General features: G+C 70.8%; 13 protein-coding genes and 1 pseudogene. 4 read left to right on the top strand and 10 right to left on the bottom strand.

The window, feature by feature from the left end; all coding sequences use genetic code 11:
• Positions 1-317 precede the first annotated feature (317 nt).
• Together V3T34_RS10540 and V3T34_RS10545 are read left to right on the top strand one after the other, a co-directional pair.
• Positions 318-1322: pseudogene (locus tag V3T34_RS10540) on the top strand (PAS domain-containing protein); the annotation flags it as partial.
• 145 nt (positions 1323-1467) lie between these two features.
• A complete protein-coding gene (locus V3T34_RS10545; protein WP_305076758.1) occupies positions 1468-1845 on the top strand; it encodes a M48 family metalloprotease in 378 nt (125 codons plus the stop codon).
• A 44-nt stretch (positions 1846-1889) separates the two neighbouring features.
• Here V3T34_RS10545 and V3T34_RS10550 read toward each other — a convergent pair whose 3' ends face one another.
• From V3T34_RS10550 to V3T34_RS10590, 9 genes are all read right to left on the bottom strand, one after another.
• Positions 1890-2441: a phosphate-starvation-inducible PsiE family protein gene (locus tag V3T34_RS10550; RefSeq protein ID WP_331369158.1), complete on the bottom strand. Its 552-nt coding sequence runs from the start codon at positions 2439-2441 to the stop codon at positions 1890-1892.
• A 2-nt stretch (positions 2442-2443) separates the two neighbouring features.
• Positions 2444-3286, bottom strand: coding sequence for a DUF2382 domain-containing protein (locus V3T34_RS10555; protein WP_305076756.1), 843 nt, complete (start codon positions 3284-3286; stop codon positions 2444-2446).
• Between the two features lie 186 nt (positions 3287-3472).
• Positions 3473-4150: a PRC-barrel domain-containing protein gene (locus V3T34_RS10560; protein ID WP_305076754.1), complete on the bottom strand. Its 678-nt coding sequence runs from the start codon at positions 4148-4150 to the stop codon at positions 3473-3475.
• Positions 4151-4218: 68 nt separating this feature from the next.
• Positions 4219-4884: an HdeD family acid-resistance protein gene (locus V3T34_RS10565; protein ID WP_407942689.1), complete on the bottom strand. Its 666-nt coding sequence runs from the start codon at positions 4882-4884 to the stop codon at positions 4219-4221.
• Between the two features lie 60 nt (positions 4885-4944).
• On the bottom strand, positions 4945-5616 hold the full coding sequence (locus V3T34_RS10570) for an Hsp20/alpha crystallin family protein (RefSeq protein ID WP_305076753.1): 672 nt from the start codon (positions 5614-5616) through the stop codon (positions 4945-4947).
• An 83-nt stretch (positions 5617-5699) separates the two neighbouring features.
• The gene (locus V3T34_RS10575; protein ID WP_305076752.1) at positions 5700-5921 is read right to left on the bottom strand and encodes a hypothetical protein; all 222 of its coding nucleotides are present in this window, start codon (positions 5919-5921) and stop codon (positions 5700-5702) included.
• A 35-nt stretch (positions 5922-5956) separates the two neighbouring features.
• Complete coding sequence (locus V3T34_RS10580) at positions 5957-8872, bottom strand: ATP-dependent Clp protease ATP-binding subunit (protein WP_305076751.1); 2916 nt, start codon at positions 8870-8872, stop codon at positions 5957-5959.
• A 171-nt stretch (positions 8873-9043) separates the two neighbouring features.
• Complete coding sequence (locus tag V3T34_RS10585; protein ID WP_305076750.1) at positions 9044-9322, bottom strand: hypothetical protein; 279 nt, start codon at positions 9320-9322, stop codon at positions 9044-9046.
• Entirely contained in the window at positions 9319-10077 is a 759-nt protein-coding gene (locus tag V3T34_RS10590) for a Crp/Fnr family transcriptional regulator (RefSeq protein ID WP_305076749.1), read from the bottom strand. The genes V3T34_RS10585 and V3T34_RS10590 overlap by 4 nt, the downstream gene beginning before the upstream one ends.
• 154 nt (positions 10078-10231) lie before the next feature.
• On the opposite strand from V3T34_RS10590, the gene V3T34_RS10595 reads away from it, so the two are divergent.
• Complete coding sequence (locus V3T34_RS10595; protein WP_305076748.1) at positions 10232-10741, top strand: YciE/YciF ferroxidase family protein; 510 nt, start codon at positions 10232-10234, stop codon at positions 10739-10741.
• A gap of 43 nt (positions 10742-10784) precedes the next feature.
• Here the strand turns inward: V3T34_RS10595 and V3T34_RS10600 are convergent, their stop codons facing one another.
• Complete coding sequence (locus tag V3T34_RS10600) at positions 10785-12353, bottom strand: potassium/proton antiporter (RefSeq protein ID WP_305076747.1); 1569 nt, start codon at positions 12351-12353, stop codon at positions 10785-10787.
• A 341-nt stretch (positions 12354-12694) separates the two neighbouring features.
• On the opposite strand from V3T34_RS10600, the gene V3T34_RS10605 reads away from it, so the two are divergent.
• The gene (locus tag V3T34_RS10605) at positions 12695-13540 is read left to right on the top strand and encodes an SDR family oxidoreductase (RefSeq protein ID WP_305076746.1); all 846 of its coding nucleotides are present in this window, start codon (positions 12695-12697) and stop codon (positions 13538-13540) included.
• Positions 13541-13787: the final 247 nt, after the last annotated feature.

A 13787-nucleotide genomic window follows, 5' to 3' on the forward strand; every position in this document is an offset into this window, starting at 1 on the left:
CACGCTCGGCCCTAGGGCATCTTCACAACGGCAACGGACACGCTTTGGTGCCCGCGTGCCGCCGATATCGTGCTCGCCGGCCGTTCGCCATCCAGGCAGCCGCGACGACGCAGCCATCCAGGGGAGCGGTCGTGCGCGTGAACCCGCACTATGTAGGGCCCGGACCGACCGAGCGTGGCGGGCCAGGGCACCCCGCCACGCCGAAGCGACAGGTGACGCGACCGCCATGCCAAGCAGGACTTCCCGTTGCGCGACATCCCAGGCCGGCCGGGGCCGTCGGAGGACCACGAGCGACGCGGCGAAGGGTTGCGGGCGACATGCCTGACGCGTTCGCGTTCCTGCCGCCCGGGGGGGTGACCGGCGCGGAGATCCGCGCCCGCGACTGGTCGGCGACACCCCTCGGACCCCCGGAAACCTGGCCGACGGCCCTGCGCTCCACCCTCTCGCTGATGCTGTCGTGTCCCACCGCGATGTTCCTCGCCTGGGGGCCGGACCTGCTCTGCTTCTACAACGACGCCTACCGGCCGATCCTCGGCTACCGCCTGCCCACCGCGCTCGGCCGGCCCTTCCGCGAGGTCTGGGCGAGCATCTGGGACCAGATCGAGCCGCTGGTCGACGCCACGATGGCCGGCGAGAGCCGGAAGATGACGGACGTCATGCTCGACCTCTCGCGCGAGGGAGAACCCGAGCGGAGTTGGTGGTCCTTCACCTACTCGCCGGTCCTCGACGATGCCGGCGCCATCGGCGGCCTGTTCTGCGTCACTGCCGAGACCACGGACCGCGTGCTCGGCGAGGCCGCCTTGCGCGAGAGCGAGGACCACTTCCGGCACACGGTCGAGCTCAACCCGCAGGTGCCCTGGACCTGCGACCCGCACGGCAACATCACCTCGTACTCGAACCGCTGGCTCGAACTCACCGGGCAAGCCGCGGGCGAACCGGACGGGGCGGGCTGGGCCAAGGCGCTGCACCCCGATGACCTGCCGGGGACGATGACGGCCTTCGCGGCCTCGCTGAGTTCGGGCGAACCGGTGGACGTCGATTACCGCATCCGCGTCGCGACCACCGGGGAGTACCGCTGGATGCGCGCCCGTGCGCGGCCGCGCCGGAACGAGGGCGGCGACATCGTCCGCTGGTACGGCGTGGTCGAGGACATCCACGACCGCAAGGCCGCGGAGGAGCGGCTGCGCGAGATGAACGCGACGCTCGAACGCCGGGTGGAGGAAGCGCTCGCGCAGCGCAAGCTCTGGGCCGACGTGTTCGAGACGACCGACGCCCTGGTTGCGGCACTCGACCCCGACTACCGCGTGCTGGCTGCGGATCGGCATCGAAGCGGGACCCCAGCCGAAATTGCATTAACGCGTTGAGATCGCTCACATAAACAAGAAGGTGATGGGGTCCCAATCGGCGCCGACCGGGACCCCGCTCTACCGTCGATTTTGCTAGCAACATCAATGCGCTACTTCGATTTTGATTGGGGTCCCGCTTTCAACGCCGATCCACATTCTGCAGCTCTCCCTGTCTCGACGCCGTGAGTTCCTGGCCGACGCGGGAGCCGTCGAGTTGACGGGCGACCCGGTGGCGCTCGCGAACGCGCTCCGGCGCCTTCAGACCATGCAGGGCGACGACTGGGAGCGTTTCGCCAGCCGCGGCTGGCGCTGGCTGCACTGGCTGCGCACGCATCCGACCACGCAGGAGCGGGTAGCCCGTCTGGCCGAACTCATCGTGCCGGCCCGCCCGGAAGCGGTCCTGCCGTTCGGCGCCTGGACGGGGGGAACGTCGCGCGACCTCGCAGCGCTCGGCGGCCAGGGCTGGCCGCAGCGGTTGGCGCGGCGCATCATGCCCTAGGCACGGCTTACCCACCGAAGCGCGGTCGCTGCCCGCTCCAAAACTCAGCCCTGCGAGTGCGCCTCCTTGCGATCCTGGTCGCGGACCAGCCAATACACCGCGCCAAGCGCGAGTACGGCAGCGGCGAGGCCGAGGATGGTCATCGGGTCCGTATTGGTGGCGTCCAGGATGATGAACTTGCGGGCGAGCGCCAGCAGCGCGATCAGCACCACGGTCCGCACCTGGATGATGCTCTGGTGCCGGTGCAGCACGCTCAGGATCGAGTGGTTGAACTCCAGCGCGATCAGCACCACGAAGATCATGCCGAAGATCGACTGGAACACCCCATGCTCGGCCGGGTCGAGCATGCCGAACAGCACCATGCTCGCCACGCGGAAGGTCAGGTTGACCAGCGCCGCCACGATCACCGCGCTGATGAGCATGGTGAGCAGGATGGAGACCACCTGCTCGAAGCGCTCGTAGGCGGACAGGCCCGGCCAGGCCTCGCGCGTCTCCTGGAAGGCATTGGAAAGGGCGGCGCCGTGCCGCCCTCCCGATCGGGAGCCCGCCTCCGGGGTCACCCCGGGGGTGGGCTGTGCGCGATGATCCATGTCCATGGCTACCGCGCGGACCCGGCGCCGCTGCTTGTGCCTCGCTCGTCCTCGACCTCGACCTCGGTGCGCCGGACCGTGTCCTGGACCACCTCGACGCGCTCGCCGGCCTCACGGTGGATGACGATCTCCTCCTTGACCACCGGCACCTTCTCGACCACGGGCACCTCGACCCGCTCCTCGGCCTCGATGGTGCGCTCGCGCAGGAGCCGGGCCTCCTCCTCGGGGGTGAGCGTGCGCCCGACCGGGTGGCGCTCCACGCGCACGTGCTCCTCACGCAACTGCACCTCGGCGGTGACTGGCACCTCGACCACGTAGGCGCGCACGCGCACCCGGCCCTTGATCACCTGGCGCTTGCCGACCCGCAGCTGCTCCTCGACCACGGGGATCACCTGCTCGCCTCGCGCCCCCGTGGTGGCCGGGGTGGCATCTGCCGAGCCGCCGGCCTGATAGCCCGCCCAGCCCTCCCGCCGCCACGCGGCCTCGCGTTGCTCCATATCCACCGAGCCGTTCCGCTCCAGGATGGCGGAGGCGCGCTCCAACTCGTCCGGGTCAACGCGCACGCTCAGGACCACGCCGCCCCGGCTCATGCCCTCGGCATAGGCGTAGCGGTCCTGGCTGGGTAGGAACAGGTGCTTGAGCGAGGCCCAGAACCCGCCCTGGTCTCGTTCCCGGTCATACGAGCTTTGGCCCGTGGGCCTGGTGTAGGACGCCGCCCCCTCACCGGGAATAATTTGGATCTCGGCCCGGGTGATTCCGGCCTCCACCAACTGCTCGACGGCCCGCGCGGCTTCGGCGCGGGTATCGACCAGGGCAGTCAAGGTGTGCTGCTGCTGGGTCTCCCGCGTCATGGCGGTCTCCTCCTTATTCGTGGGGTTCAGGGACCATCGCCTGCTTGGTCGCGAGCAGGCCCGCGGCGGAGGCCGCTTCGGGAAGTGATGATGGCTCATTCGGCTGGGCCGAACCTCGTCGACCTGCCACCGGTCGCGCCTTCGGGGACAGGCGCATGCGGCGCCTGCCCCTATACCGCGCGATGCTCAGCGGCTCTGTGCGCCCTCGAACTTGAACTCGGGCGCCTTGTTGAGGTCCTCGCGGCTGGTGTTGATGACCGCGCGGTAGGAGCGGTCGCCGTCCGGCGTGAGGACGATCGAGCTCGGGGGCAGCGAGATGTAGCGCTCGCCGAGCCCCAGGAAACCACCGATCCCGATCACCACGCCGGAGATGGTCTGGCCCTGGCTGATGAGCAGGTCCTCGACCTGGCCGAGCTTCTGACCGTCGTTGTTGTACACGGTCGTCCGCATCAGCTTCGAGGCGAGCGTGTCGGCGGGCTGAGCGGTGTAGTAGGTGATCAGCACCGCGCGCGGGTTGATGGTGATGAGCCCGCCCGGTCCGGCCTGGGTGCCCTGCGTCGCGTTCCCTGCCGCGCCCTGGACGGCGGGAGCGCCGCCCTGACCCGGTTGGGTTGTGGCTTGGCCGGTGCCGGCCTGTCCGCCCTGGCTGCCTTGGCCCTGGGTGCCGCCCCAGCCCGGGACGGTCTGCGCCGACGTGCCGCCCTGGTTGCCGGAGCCGGACGCCGTTCCGCTGCCCGCCGCGCCGGTTCCCGAGCCGCCAGTGGTCGAACCGCCCGAGCCGGCTCCGCCGGACGTGCCTTGGGCAACCGCGTAGCCGGTCAGGGCGGCGAGCGCGCAAGCTGCGATGAGGGTGCGTTTGGACATTGGGTGATCTCCTGTGGTCGTCGCCCGGATCGGGCGTTCTGGATGGGGGAGAGGGCGGGAGCGCCGCGTCAGGCGCCCTGCGCCAGCGCGCCGCCGGCCGGGCGGTCGCGCTCCCGCCGCAGGCGGAAGGCGAGGATGAGGAGCAGGGCGCCGAAGGCCAGCGCGTAGCCGCCGAGCCACCAGGTCAGCACCACGGCGCCGATCAGGGGCGAGACGACGAGCAGAACGCCCCAGAGCAGGGAAACGACGCCGCTGAGGGCCAGCCACCACCGACCGTGCGACTGGGCAAGCTTGAAGGCCGCGCCCAGCATGAGCCCGCCGGTGAGCAGGGCCCAGGCCGCCGTGATGAGCACGAAGGCCAGCACCGCCCCGCCCGGGAAGAAGGCCGCGATCACACCCATGAGGATGTTGAGCACGGCTTCAGCCAGCAGGAGACCCCAGCGCTCGTGGGCCTGCGCCGCCCGCACCGCGGCGATGATGCCGAACACGCCGTCGGCGATGAGATAGCCGGCGAACAGGAGCGCCAAGGTCAGCACGGTCGCCACCGGCGAGACGATGGCGATGATCCCGAACAGGATGCCGCACACCCCGCGCAGTGCCACCGCCCACCAGTTCTGGGCCAGCACCGATGCCATGGCCTCCAGGCCACCCCCGTCAGGCCCGGCCGGGAAGACGCGCACCCGGGATGAGGTCCCGCCGGGGTTGGACGGTGCGGAGGGGCTGCCTGTGCTCATGGAGAACTCCTGGTCAGACGTCTGGCGGTGGCTCCGGAGGTGTCCGGCTCGACCCGAGGCTTAAGCGCCCGTGGTGCCCGAACCGGCGCTCGACGACCCGCCCTGGGAGGCCTCGCCGCCTTGGCCGCCAGCGCCCTGCCCGGAACCCGAGGACCCGGTCCCCTGCGCCGTCTGGGCAGCCTCGCTCCCGGTGCCGCCCGCGCTGCCCTGACTCGACTGTGCCCCACCCTGGCCGCCACTTTGGCCCCCGCCACCAGCCTGCACCTGGATGCGGCGCGAACGCTGCTGCTGGGCGGTCTTCGGCAGGGTGACGGTGAGGACGCCATTCTCGAAGTTCGCCTGCACCTGCTCGGGATCGACCGGGAAGGGGAGCTGGAGCGCGCGCTGGAACGTGCCATAAGAGCGCTCGACGAAGTGGAAGCGCTCCTTCTCCTCCTTGCGCTCCACCTTCTTCTCGCCCCGGATCACCAGCACGTCGTCGTTGAGATCGATATGGACGTCGTTCTCGGTGACGCCCGGCAGCTCGGCCGTGATGCGGATGTCGCTGTCGGTCTCCGAGACGTTGAGCTGCGGCGCGATCAGGGCCGCGCCGCCCTGGCCGCCACTGGTGAGAGCCGTGCCGCGCAGGACGTCGTCGAACAGGCGGTTCATCTCGCGGTGGAGCGAGAGGAACGGATCGCCGCCGAGCAGGCTGCCGCCGGAGCGGTAGGGGGTAAGGGGATTGCGCGCCATCGTGCTTCTCCTAGGCGCTTGCGGGTCGGGTTCGGCCACCGCGCCTCGGGGGTGGCCGAACAAGTTCTGGGCGAGGGTGTCTCTCAGCCAGTCGGGGTGGACGGAGTCTTGGGCGCTCCGCCCTCGTTGCGCTCGGGTGTCGTAAGGTCAGGGCCAACCTCGGCCACCCTGTCGGCGGCCACGCCGGTCCAGGCCGGGGGGTCGCTGGCCGGGAACGACTCCAGGCTCGCCTCCTCGACCGGATCGAGCTCGGCGGGGTTCGCCGACTTCTCCTCGTCCCGGTCCGGCTCAGGTCTGGCGGACATGGCGTTCCTCCTTCAGGGCTGGCTTGACCGCGCCCCTACTCGGCCGCCGCTTGGCCGGCCTCGTCGGCGCCGCCACGCTGGGCGTCCCGCTCCACCTCCACCGCATTCCGGTGGTCGCCGGCTGCCCCACCCTCGGCCGGCTTGGCTTCGCCGTCGGGCTTCGCCTGGGGCTCGAGCACGACCTTCTGCTGGGAGCCGTCCCAGCGGGCGAGCACCCGGTCGCCCTCGTGGACTTCGCCGGCCAGCATGGCGCGGGCAAGCTGCGTCTCCAGCTCCGAGCGGATCAGCCGGCGCAGCTCGCGTGCGCCGAACTCGGGCCGGAAGCCCGCCGCGGCCAGGTGGTCCAGGAGCGAGGGATCGACCACGAGATCGACGCCCTGGCCATGGGCCGTGCGGCGCACGCGCTCGAGCTGCAGCTCCACGATTGACCGGATCTCGGAGCGGGCCAGCGCGTGGAAAACGATGATCTCGTCGATGCGGTTGATGAACTCGGGCCGGAAGTGCCCGCGCAGCACGTCCATCAGCTCGCGCTTCAGCTTCGCCTGGTTGTCCTCCGCGGTGCCGCGGAGGTTGAGGTTGCGCTGGATAATGTCCGAGCCGAGGTTGGACGTGGCGATCAGGACGGTGTTGGTGAAGTCCACCACCCGCCCCTTGCCGTCGGTGAGCCGCCCGTCGTCGAACACCTGGAGCAGGACGTTGTAGACGTCCGGATGCGCCTTCTCGATCTCGTCGAGCAGGATCACGCTGTAAGGCCGGCGCCGCACGCGCTCGGTGAGCTGGCCGCCCTCCTCGTAGCCGACGTAGCCCGGGGGAGCCCCGATCAGGCGGGCCACCGCGTGGCGCTCCATGTACTCCGACATGTCGAGGCGGACCATGGCGTCCTCGTCGCCGAACACGGTCTCGGCGAGCGCCTTGGCGAGCTCCGTCTTGCCCACGCCGGTCGGCCCGAGGAACAGGAACGTGGCTACCGGCCGGCGCCCCTCCCGCAGGCCCGCGCGGGCAAGCCGCACCGCATCCGAGACCGCGCGCACCGCCTCGTCCTGGCCGATCACGCGCTGGTGGAGGCGCTCCTCCATGTGAACAAGGCGCTGCTTCTCCTCGGTGGTGAGTTCCTGCACCGGCACGCCGGTGAGCTTGGACACCACCTGCGCGATGTGCTCGGTCTTGACCTCGGCCGAGGCCGAGCCGCGCTCGCGCCTCCAGCGCTCGGTGGCGTCCTGCAATTCCTTGTTGCGGGCGTCGTGCTGGGCCTGGATGTCCTGGGCGCGGTCGAACTGCTTGCGGGACGCCGCGTAGTCCTGCTCGCGCTTGAGCTGGCGCACCTCCGCTTCGAGCTCCTGCACGTCCACGGGTCGGGCGGTGGCGGAGATCTTCACCCGCGCCGCGGCCTGATCCACGAGGTCGATGGCCTTGTCGGGCAGGAAGCGGCCGGTGATGTAGCGGTCTGACAGCTCGGCCGCGGCGATGACCGCCTCGTCCGTGATGGTGACCTTATGGTGCGCCTCCATCGTGTCGCGAAGCCCGCGCAGGATCATGATGGTCTGCGCCACCGTCGGCTCGGGCACGAAGACCGGCTGGAAGCGGCGCTCGAGTGCGGCGTCCTTCTCGATGTGTTTCTGGTACTCGTTCAACGTGGTGGCGCCGATGAGGTTCAGCTCGCCGCGGGCCAGCGCCGGCTTGAACACGTTGGCGATGTCGAGTCCGCCCTCGCCCCCGCCCTGGCCGGCGCCGACGATGGTGTGGATCTCGTCGATGAACAGGACGAGGCTGTCCTGCGCCTCGGTGACCTCCTTGAGGATCTGCTGCACGCGCTCCTCGAACTCGCCGCGGTATTTGGAACCGGCCACCATGGAGTTGATGGAGAGCTCGACCAGACGCTTGTCGCGCAACGCCTCCGGCACCTCGCCGGCCACCATGCGCTGAGCCAAGCCCTCGACGATGGCGGTCTTGCCGACCCCAGGCTCGCCGATGAGGACGGGGTTGTTCTTCTTGCGCCGGGCCAGCACCTCGATGGTGGTCTCGATCTCCTTGGCGCGGCCGATCACCGGATCGAGCTTGCCCTCCCGCGCCAGCTTGGTGAGATCGCGGGCGTACTTGTCGAGGTTGGGCGTGTTGGTGGGCGCCTCGACCCGGCCCTCCTCGGCCCCGCGGCCGACCACCTTGGTGACCTGCTGGCGGATGGCCTGGGGGGTGAGCCCGTAGCGGCGCAGCACGTCGCTGCCTAAGCCCTCGCCCTCCTCGGCCAGCCCGATCAGCAGGTGCTCGGGGCCGACGTAGGAGTGGCCGAACTCGGCCGAGGCCCGAAAGGCGCGCGCGAGCGCGTCCTTCACCCGCGGCGACACGCCGATCTCCCCGCCCTCCTCGGGCGCGGCGTCCCCGCGCGGGGTCTCCTGCTCGACCTGACGGCGCAGATCGTCGAGCGACACCTTGAACTGGTCCAGGATGGTGCGGACCACGTCGCTCTCGGTGAGCGCCAGCAGCAGGTGCTCGGTATCGACCTCGCGTCGTCCGGCCTCCGCCGCCTCGCGGGCCGCCCCTTGCAGGATTTCTTCGGCGTGCTTGGACAGGCGATCCGCCACGCCCGCTTGGGCGCCGCGGCCCCGCGCGGACCCCCGTCCGGAGCGGACCGGAATGGCGCGGCCGCCGCCGTCTCCCTCTCCCCCGGTACGGTCTCGGTCATCACTGGGGTCGCGGCCCGCGCCGGCACGCTCGTCGCCGCTCAAGCCGGGGCCGGAGCCGAAGAAGTCGCCGCCGAAGAAGTCGTCGAACAGGCTGCCGCCGCGGCCACCGAACAGTGACTCGAGCGGCGAGCTGGAGCGGCCCTGTTGGCGCGCGAGGCGGCGGTAATCGACGTCACACAGCTCCATGTTCTGGCGCTGGCCATCCGAGACCACCTGGGCCCGCACGGTGGCAGGCCGCACCCCGCAGACATCACAGATGCCGTTCGCCATCGTACCCTCCCGGCCATTGCGCGCCGCTGCCGCTACATGAATGCGCGAGGATCCCGAACGGTTCATGGGAAATCAGGAGGTCTGGTCGGAAAAGTGCGGCGCCTCTTAACCTGGATCAAGTGCCGGCCGGTGCTGGCGCCAATCCAGGTCTCGCCCGGCGGGACGGTTGCGTCAGGGCTTGCGGACGACCACCGCCATGCTTCCTCCGATGCTGCGAAGCAGCCCCGCCGCGGCCTGCGACACCGCCTGGTGATGGTCGTCGTCCGCGGACTGCCGGTTGGCCTCGACCGCGCTCTCGACCGCCTCGACGAGCTGCTCGCGCGTCAGCACGCGCGTGTCGAGCAGGGTCATCAGCAGGCACTCCACGAGCGCGAGCGCGGCCCGGCCCTCGGCGTGGTGCAGGGTTTCGGTGCCGTCGAGCCGCTCGTGGCGTGCGCCGCCCTCGCTCACGTCGCCTCCCTTTCCCCTCCGCCGAACTCTGGGCTGGCACGCTCGAACACGTCCTGAACGGGGCGGGCCAGGCGCTCCAGCGCCCGCAGATCGAGGAGGCGGGCCGTGCCGCGCTCGAGGCAGGCGACCTCGGCCTCCCGCAGGTGCTTCAGCACGCGGCTGACATGGACGTCGGTGATGCCGAGGAGGTCGGCGATGTGGTGGTGCTTCATGGGGAGCCGATACTCGGCGGCGTCGGGCGCGATGTGACCCGAGCGCGCCAGGCGGCCGCGGAACTCGAGCAGCATTTGCGCCACGCGCTCCTCGGCGTTGCCGTTGCCCAACCCCACGACCCAGGCGTGGAGCCGGCGCTCGTCCTCGATCACCTGCCAGATCACGCGCAAGGTCACGTCGAAGTCGTGCGCCATCATGGCGCGCAGCCGCTCCTGCTCCACGCGGTCGATGGTCGCGTCGGTGATCGCCTCCACGGCGTCCGGCTGGCGGACCATGAACATGGTTTTGATGCCGAACAGGTCGCCCGGCAGGAACACCGCGATGATCTGGTTGCGCCCGTCCGGCAGGCGGCGGGTGCGGGCGAGCCAGCCTGTGCGCAGGCGATGAACGGTCTCGTGCTCCTCCTCCATGCCGATCACGGTCTGGCCGGCGCTGAAGACTTGGGGTGTCGGTCCCATCAGGTTGAGGATGGCCGCCTCGCCGCGATCGAGCGCCTCCCGGATCTCGGGGCGGTGGAGGGCGTAGCGGGCCGGGTCAGGCATGGGCCATCCTGGGGGAGCCGGGGGGCAGCTGATGCTCTTCCGAGTCGGCCGGCAGGATCGACCGGGGCCGAGCCCGGGTGCGGGTTCACCCCTGACAGGAAACTCCTGCCGCGCCGCGACGTTGGCAGCGCCGATCAGCCCCACGGAGCCGGCCATGCTGATGGACGACCTGCGCGACATCTACCACGCCGAGCTGCAGGAGTTGCGTAGCATCGAGGCTATGCTCGTCGGCATGTTGCCGAAGATGGCGGCCGTCGCCAAGCACCGCCCCTTGCGGGAGCTGTTCGAGACGCATCTGGAGGAGACGCGCGGGCAACTGAAGCGGCTCGACCACCTCATCGCGGTTTGGCGCCTCGACGCCACCGAGCATGTGGACCAGACGATGCAGGCCATCCTGCGCGAGGCGGAGCGCGCGATAGGGCTGGTGCGCGACCCCTACCTGCGTGATGCCGGACTGATCTCGTCGGCGCGTCGCACCGAGTACTACGAGCTGGCCGCCTATCACACCTGCGTCGACTTTGCGCGCGTGCTCGAGCTGCACGACGACGCCCGCCTCCTGCAGGAGCTGCTCAGGCAGCAGGCGCGGTCCATCAGCAACCTCGACCTGGTGGCCGAGGTCGCGGTGTACCCGGAAGCCAACGCTCTGGAGGTGATCACGATCTGAGATCGCGACGTCGCCCCAGCGGCATCGTGCGCGGGAGCCCTGTTCATCGGCGCCGAAAGATGCGCCGGCCCAGGACGGAGCGAAAGCGCTCGACCTCCGCCGAGGAGTGGACGTCCCGCCCGTCCCGCGACATGGCGCCGGGCTCCGAGGAGCTTGGCACGAACAAGCGATCGAGCGCGGGAAGGGCCGAGGGCCGGGCGACCACGTAGGCGTGGTCGCCCGGCGCGAGCGCGTCCTCGCTCCGGCGCATCTCGTGGGCGAACCTGATCCGGTTGTCGCGCACGACGAAGGCGAGGCGCACCCCCGGCGGCAATGGTGCGCCGCCGAGGATCGGGGCGCCAAGCCGCACGGGGAAGCCGACCAGTTCCTCCTCGACCCTGATCGGCGCTCCGAGGTCGACCCGGCGCGGCTCCACATGGCCCGGGGCGGCGAGCCCGAGCCGGCGCGCGATCGGCCCCGCCGTCCAGCCTTGCAGCACCAGCGACGTCAGCACCACGAAGAACGCCACGTTGAAGTAGAGCTCGGCGTCAGGCACGCCCGCCAGCACCGGGATCGAGGCCAGGAAGATGCCTACCGCCCCGCGTAGGCCCATGGCCGACACGAAGACCCGCTCGGCACGGCTGAAGCCGAACGGCGCCAGGCAGGCGAACACGGAGAGGGGCCGGGCGACGAGGATCAGGGCGAAGGCGACCACCAGTGCCGGCCCTGCCTGCGCGACGAGCCGCGAGGGCGTGACGAGAACGCCCAGCACCACCAGCATCCCCATCTGCGCGAGCCACGTCATCGCCTCATGCACGTTCAGCACGCGCGCGGCGCCCGGGATCGGGCGGTTCCCGACGACGACGCCGGCGAGATAGACGGCCAGGAACCCGCTGCCGCCGGCCACCGACGTGGCGCCGAACACGAGGAGCCCGCAGGAGAGCGCGAAGAGCGGGTTGAGACCCGACGGGAGCCGGACGCGGTTCAGCGCCCACGAGGCTGCGAACCCGCCCGCGAGGCCCAGCGCCGTGCCGAGGACCGCCTCCTGCGCGAGGTGGAGGAGCACCGACGCCCCGGGCGGCGTGCCCGGATGGGCCGCCAGCTCGACAAGCGTGACGGTTAGGAACACGGCCAGCGGGTCGTTGGCGGCCGACTCCACCTCGAGCGTGGCCTCGATGCGGTGCTCGACCTTGAGGCCATGGGCGCGCAGCAGGAAGAACACGGCCGCGGCGTCGGTGGAGGCGATGGTCGCGCCGAGCAGCAATGCGCCGGGCCAGGTGAGGTCGAGGGCGAAGCGCGCCGCGACGCCCACGATCAGCGCGGTGAGGAGCACCCCGAGGGTCGCCAGCATCAGGCCCGGCTTGAGACACGCGCGCACCGCGTCCGCCCTGGTGCGAAGCCCGCCGTCGAACAGGATGACCGCGAGCGCGAGCGACCCGATCAGGTAGGCGGAGTGGTAGTTCGCAAAGGTGAAGCCGCCCGGGCCCTCCCGCCCGATCAGCATGCCGACGGCCAGGAAGGCGATGAGAACGGGCGCTCCGAGCCGCGCGGCGAGGAGGCTGGAGAGCATCGACCCGACCGCGACGAGGGCGGTGGCGAGGACGACGAGATTTACGGCACTGATGCTGGACATGAGGTGGCTTAAGGCAAAGGGGCGGGCCGCTGCGCAAGGCGCGATGGCCGCCTCAGGTTCCGATCTGTCGCGGCCAGCCGGGGTCCGCTGCTCGCGCCTGGGTGGAGCGGCCTGCGGAGGTGCCGGCCCATCTGGGCCAGCGCCGGCGGGGGAACCCATGGCGGGGGCGGCTGTTGGGCCTGTCGGGACGGAGTTCCCACGGCCGAGCCATGGCGCTTGGTGACCAGCGGCGGTGCTCCTTCGGGCCTTGAGGGCATGAAGGCGCTCGGGCGCGCTCCGGTCCGGGACAGCCCCGCGACACCCGCCGGCGCGCAGCGCCATGAGAGCCAAGGAGAACCGGCATGAGCCAGCCTGACCAGGAGCATATCGAGCCCCCCGGCACCGAGGCGGAGATGACGCCGCGTGCCGACCATGGCGAGGAGAGCTACCGGGGCTGCGACAAGCTCACCGGGCGCGTGGCGGTGATCACGGGCGGGGACAGCATCGGGAGGGCGGTGGCCATCGCCTACGCCCGCGAGGGCGCGGACGTGCTCATCAGCTACCTGAGCGAGGCGGAGGACGCGGACGCCCGGGAGACGGCGCGCCACGTCGAGGCGGCGGGGCGACGCTGCGTGCGGGTCCCCGGCGACATCGCCGAGGCCGCCCAGTGCCGGTCGATCGTCGACCGGGCCGTGGCCGAGTTCGGCCGCATCGACATCCTGGTGAACAACGCCGCCTTCCAGCGCACGTACCAGTCGCTGGACGAGGTTCCGGACGAGGAGTGGGAGTACACGTTCCGCACCAACATCACGGCCATGTTCCGCCTCGCCCAGGCCGCCGTGCCCCACATGCGGCCGGGCTCGTCCATCATCAACACCACCTCGATCCAGTCGGACAAGCCCGCCCCGATGCTCTTGGCCTACGCCGCGACCAAGGGCGCCGTCTCGAACTTCACCGCGGGCCTGGCCCAGATGCTGGGCGGCAAAGGCATCCGCGTGAACGCGGTGGCCCCCGGGCCGATCTGGACGCCGCTCATCCCCTCCACCATGCCGGACGAGAAGGTGAAGAGCTTCGGCGAGGACACGCCGCTCGGCCGCCCCGGTCAGCCCCGGGAGCTGGCGGGCATCTACGTCCTGCTCGCCTCCGACGAGGGCAGCTACATGACGGGCGGCATCCACGCCGTGACCGGGGGCACGCCGCTGCTGTAGGCTTCGCACGCTCGGCGGCGCCTGGCGCGGTGAGGCCTCGATCGGGTCGCGGTCGATCACCGGAACCTGATCAGGACTACGCGCCGCGGGGTTACCCCGGTCCTTGCCCCTCCTCGGTCGGCTGGCCCAGAGCCGGGTGGAAGTCGGCGAAACCGGCATCGTCGAACAACGCTCCGAGCCGGTCAGGCAGGAGCAGGGAGGCGATATCGTGCGGGAAGGCGGCGGTAGGCCCGCCTGGAGGGATGGA

The organism is Methylobacterium ajmalii (assembly GCF_036448855.1).
Taxonomy (GTDB): domain Bacteria; phylum Pseudomonadota; class Alphaproteobacteria; order Rhizobiales; family Beijerinckiaceae; genus Methylobacterium; species Methylobacterium ajmalii.

Coding starts and splice junctions, on each gene's coding strand:
- V3T34_RS10550 (WP_331369158.1), bottom strand. CDS start 2,441: ATGGACATGGATCATCGCGCACAGCCCACCCCCGGGGTGACCCCGGAG.
- V3T34_RS10555 (WP_305076756.1), bottom strand. CDS start 3,286: ATGACGCGGGAGACCCAGCAGCAGCACACCTTGACTGCCCTGGTCGAT.
- V3T34_RS10560 (WP_305076754.1), bottom strand. CDS start 4,150: ATGTCCAAACGCACCCTCATCGCAGCTTGCGCGCTCGCCGCCCTGACC.
- V3T34_RS10565 (WP_407942689.1), bottom strand. CDS start 4,884: ATGAGCACAGGCAGCCCCTCCGCACCGTCCAACCCCGGCGGGACCTCA.
- V3T34_RS10570 (WP_305076753.1), bottom strand. CDS start 5,616: ATGGCGCGCAATCCCCTTACCCCCTACCGCTCCGGCGGCAGCCTGCTC.
- V3T34_RS10575 (WP_305076752.1), bottom strand. CDS start 5,921: ATGTCCGCCAGACCTGAGCCGGACCGGGACGAGGAGAAGTCGGCGAAC.
- V3T34_RS10580 (WP_305076751.1), bottom strand. CDS start 8,872: ATGGCGAACGGCATCTGTGATGTCTGCGGGGTGCGGCCTGCCACCGTG.
- V3T34_RS10590 (WP_305076749.1), bottom strand. CDS start 10,077: ATGCCTGACCCGGCCCGCTACGCCCTCCACCGCCCCGAGATCCGGGAG.
- V3T34_RS10595 (WP_305076748.1), top strand. CDS start 10,232: ATGCTGATGGACGACCTGCGCGACATCTACCACGCCGAGCTGCAGGAG.
- V3T34_RS10600 (WP_305076747.1), bottom strand. CDS start 12,353: ATGTCCAGCATCAGTGCCGTAAATCTCGTCGTCCTCGCCACCGCCCTC.
- V3T34_RS10605 (WP_305076746.1), top strand. CDS start 12,695: ATGAGCCAGCCTGACCAGGAGCATATCGAGCCCCCCGGCACCGAGGCG.